Annotated in this window: 4 protein-coding genes; all 4 read right to left on the reverse strand. The window is 40.8% G+C overall.

Translation table 11 applies throughout. The annotated features are described in order from the left end of the window. Nucleotides 1-850: glycosyltransferase (locus AAC037_RS21385; protein WP_339905487.1), on the reverse strand; the 850-nt coding region annotated here is incomplete at its 3' end. Further along, nucleotides 850-1,893 carry a glycosyltransferase family 4 protein gene (locus AAC037_RS21390; RefSeq protein ID WP_339784439.1) on the reverse strand — a complete coding sequence of 348 codons (1,044 nt, stop codon included), beginning with the start codon at nt 1,891-1,893 and terminating at the stop codon, nt 850-852. The genes AAC037_RS21385 and AAC037_RS21390, both read right to left, overlap by 1 nt. Before the next feature lie 26 nt (nt 1,894-1,919). Beyond that, on the reverse strand, nt 1,920-2,804 hold the full coding sequence (locus tag AAC037_RS21395; RefSeq protein WP_339905488.1) for a glycosyltransferase family 2 protein: 885 nt from the start codon (nt 2,802-2,804) through the stop codon (nt 1,920-1,922). A gap of 11 nt (nt 2,805-2,815) precedes the next feature. Then, nucleotides 2,816-3,763 (reverse strand): class I SAM-dependent methyltransferase (locus AAC037_RS21400; RefSeq protein ID WP_339905489.1); only part of this gene is annotated, 948 nt, incomplete at its 5' end.

Raw genomic sequence — 3,763 nt, forward strand, 5'->3', positions numbered from 1 at the left:
TCAACATCTCTTTCACTATCTGATCAGCGGAGGCTCTGCCTTTGTGAAAGACATTCACGCCAACTTTAAGGTTGGCGAGCTGTTTTCTTTGAATCAACGCATTTAGATCTTTAACACTGCCATCTCCAAATATTACTAATGTGAGATCGTCATTCTGAACCACTGCATCGAAAACGTACAACGCTTCAGCTATCCCTTTTATTGAATTAAGCCCTCCTAAAAAGAGGACATTACTTTTTTCCTCAAAATTGTTCCCTTCCTCAACAAAAAAGTCGGTACGTATCATTTCCCATCCGACAAATATTCTAGCAGTTGGATTAAGCGATCTTATGGCAGCAGAATCCCAATGAGTCCTGCAAACAAAGTGCTTATGTTTGCGGATACCCCACCTTTCATAGACCGACCCAAGCAACCATATTAGTTTTTTGCTTGAGAATGTTTCTGGCAAGGCCTTAAGATATCTGAAAAGAATTCCTTGAATACTTACAACCGTTGGTCTTTTAAGACCAACCGAAGCAAGCTCAAATTGATGCTCTGTTCCATGAACGTGAACCAGGTCATAAGACATCTGATTGTTTTTCAGCCACCTCCTTAAAGCGAGTATACGGAACAGATAAAGTGTCACTATCTCCCACTTAGGCGGAAGCACCTTTAGAAGAATAACCCGGTATCCATCCTTTTCAAACTCTAAAGTAGATGAACTGATTGATGAGCTCGTTGACAGGATAGTAAGTTTGATCTGGCCTGACAAAGACAATGCCTTGGCCAAAGATGTTATCCAAGGTGCAGCGTGGGCCTTAGGGTCGGCGGGGTAGGGGGCAATCCATAAAACATTCCTTGTCACGGACATTAGTCTAACTTTTGGTAAACATTCTTAGTCTTTTCGGCTATAACATGCCAATCAAAGCTCAATGCTTTTGCTCTGGCAGCGGTACTTTTTTCCTTTCTTATAGTTTCATTCTTCAACAAAAACTCCAAAGCATTTATACTATCATCAACATTTTTGTTTACAAAAATAGCCTCCTTTTCTGTAACGTAGTCTCTAATTGAGTCTAGTTTCGTGATTACTGTTGGCAATCCACATGACATACATTCCAATAACGCATTGTTGGCAATTGCTCCGTTTAGGGGTAGGAAAAGCAGATCTGATTTTTGAATTTCTGCCAACAATTCAAAATCAGAGATGTTTTTTTTAAAAAGTACATTGTCGCAATTTCGGAAGTATCTTTCGTTTTCGGGCGACGAGATCACAGTGAATTTAACCTTGTCATCTATCGATTTGAACGCAGCGACGACCTTGGCTGCCATATCAAAATCTCTCAACCAACTGCCCAAGATGAGAATATTCCTTGCTTCTTTTTCAACAAAAGATGGGCTGAAATATTCAGTGTCCACACCGTGAGGAATGAACTCCACGTTCTCGGAAGAAAATATTTTTGTCAACACTGGAATTTGGTTTGACCCCAAACCTATTGCAACCTGAGATTTTCTAAAATTATCCATCATTTTTCTGCCTGAGCCTGTTTTGGAGAGCCCGTCAAACCATTCTTCAGGTTGATGAAAGGTTGATACGATAGATGTTGTTCTTGGGAAATTGAAGGGCGTGAAGGCCAGTGTATTCTCAGGGTACAAATAATGAACAATACTATTTTCCTGGAGGCTCCTTCTTACTTGGAAATTAAAAAGCAAGCGTAGCATTTTGAAGGAGTAATTGTATAAGTACATGCCAGGTTTTTCATCCTTGAATCTTTCGAGGTGCTTGATCCTCTCTCGGCTCCTGTTCAAGCTTAATACTTTTGCATAAGGGAAAAAAGAAGAAAGAACATCATAACCGGAGTTATGCCCGTGATGTCCAAACTTTAGATTTACGTGTACAAGTGGTCTTGATTGCATACTGCTTTTCTCGGGGTTGAACAGCCTCAACTATTCATTAGGCCTTTTACAATTCCCTTTATCCTTGCCAATAGAAATGGCCACTTTTTACTTGAATTGATCTCTTGGCTGAAAACGTATATTAAAATATGCTTAAGATAGTGCAACGCAAGCCGGGGCAACCCTTTTTTATAGTATAGATAGTGAAAAAGGAAATGATTTCTAGTCATATAGTATTCATATACAACACCATTATTACTGATATCCTGATATGCAGTAACTGTTGTGTCGGAAGCCACCTGCCAACCCAATGTCTTAGCCCTGTGGCACCATTCTGTTTCCTCAAAATAAAGAAAGAACTTCTCATTCAGTAGTCCAATTGCTTCCAGAGCCGAAACACGGATCATAAAAAACGAGCCATTTACATAGCCAATGTCTCTATTCAAATTTTTGGAAACCACTTGAGAAGGGTTCATTTTGGCATGTAAATGCCCAGGGTAAAAGAATCTTTTGAAATGAAGCAGTCCCCCGTCTGAAAAGATTTTATTTCTTTCTCCTTTCAAACAAAGTCGAGGGCCGATTGCTGCCAAATCATTATTTTGAAGGAGCTTTTGCCCTAAAGCATGGAATATATTCTCTTTCAGCTCGACGTCCGGATTAATTAAAACGATTGTTCTTATCTCCGAATCGGTAACAAGAAGTCTAATACCTAGATTATTTCCACCGGCGTATCCTAGGTTTTTCCCCGCTAGTACCAAATCTTCGGAAGGTATTGACCTCCGAAGCAGTTCGTTCTCGGTTGCGTCAGCGGAGTTGTCAACAACAAGCTTTCTGAGAGATTCATCCTGAAAGGATTCAATTTTCTGATACAGCCTGAGCGTCTCTTTCCCAGAAAAGTAGTTGAGAATAATGATTCCGATCAATGATGCCATATACAAGGGGTTTACTCAGCTCTCAGATAAAGTATTACCTGATCTCCTCTTCCCTCCTCATTCAACTTTTGGGATTCCCTTTCCCACAGTTCAATTTGCTCCTTACTAAACGGGCTGTTTTGGATCGACTCTGCATATGAGTTAGCTGCCCTTAGCGGTATGTCCAGCAAGTATTGTTCACTTCCCCAAAACTGTAATGCGTAAGAATCCCACTCCACTTTTAAAAGTTGGAGCCCAACACTCTTTGCTAAAATCTCAGCACTTTTCAGCGTGTGCAGATAATAGTGTCTTGGTGCGTCAAGCTGCACCCAGTTGGTTCCATACTTTTCCCATGCGTAGCTGAGCACTGGGATACGCATCATAACAACACCAGCCGGGTTGAGTTTAGTCTTCAGTATTTCCAGCGTCTCTTTCTGATCTGGCATATGCTCAAACACGTGATGCAGCATAATCAAATCATAGGTACCGTTCAATTCCCGTAAGCCACTTTTAAATATTGGCACCTTTCCAAATATTGAAGAGTCCTTCTCAATGAACAAGTCGGACCCTGACAAGCTGCTAAAACCATAATTATGTAGCCTCCGGAGATAATGCCCAGATCCACAGCCAACATCGTGAATAGCCGAACTGAGACTTAGTCCAATTTTCTTCAGCCGTGCTAAGTCGCCATCAAGGTTAAGTTTCGATATATTAGTTAGCCGCAAAATGGGGTTTAGTACAAACTTCACCTGGTTCTTAAACCTCTGGTACTTGCTAACTTCACGCAGGCTGACTTCGTTAAATGAGTAGTAATTCTCCGGATAGTACTTACCAATGTTTTTTGGATATTCCTTTATCTGAAGGCATCCACAATTTGTGCATTCCAGGTATTCAAACGAATCCTTTAAACCGAACATCATTTCCCTCACATGGTAGGGTTTAAGTTGGCTTTCTCTGCAAATCCTGCACTTCATTAGCTC

This window comes from uncultured Cyclobacterium sp. (assembly GCF_963976465.1).
GTDB lineage: Bacteria > Bacteroidota > Bacteroidia > Cytophagales > Cyclobacteriaceae > Cyclobacterium.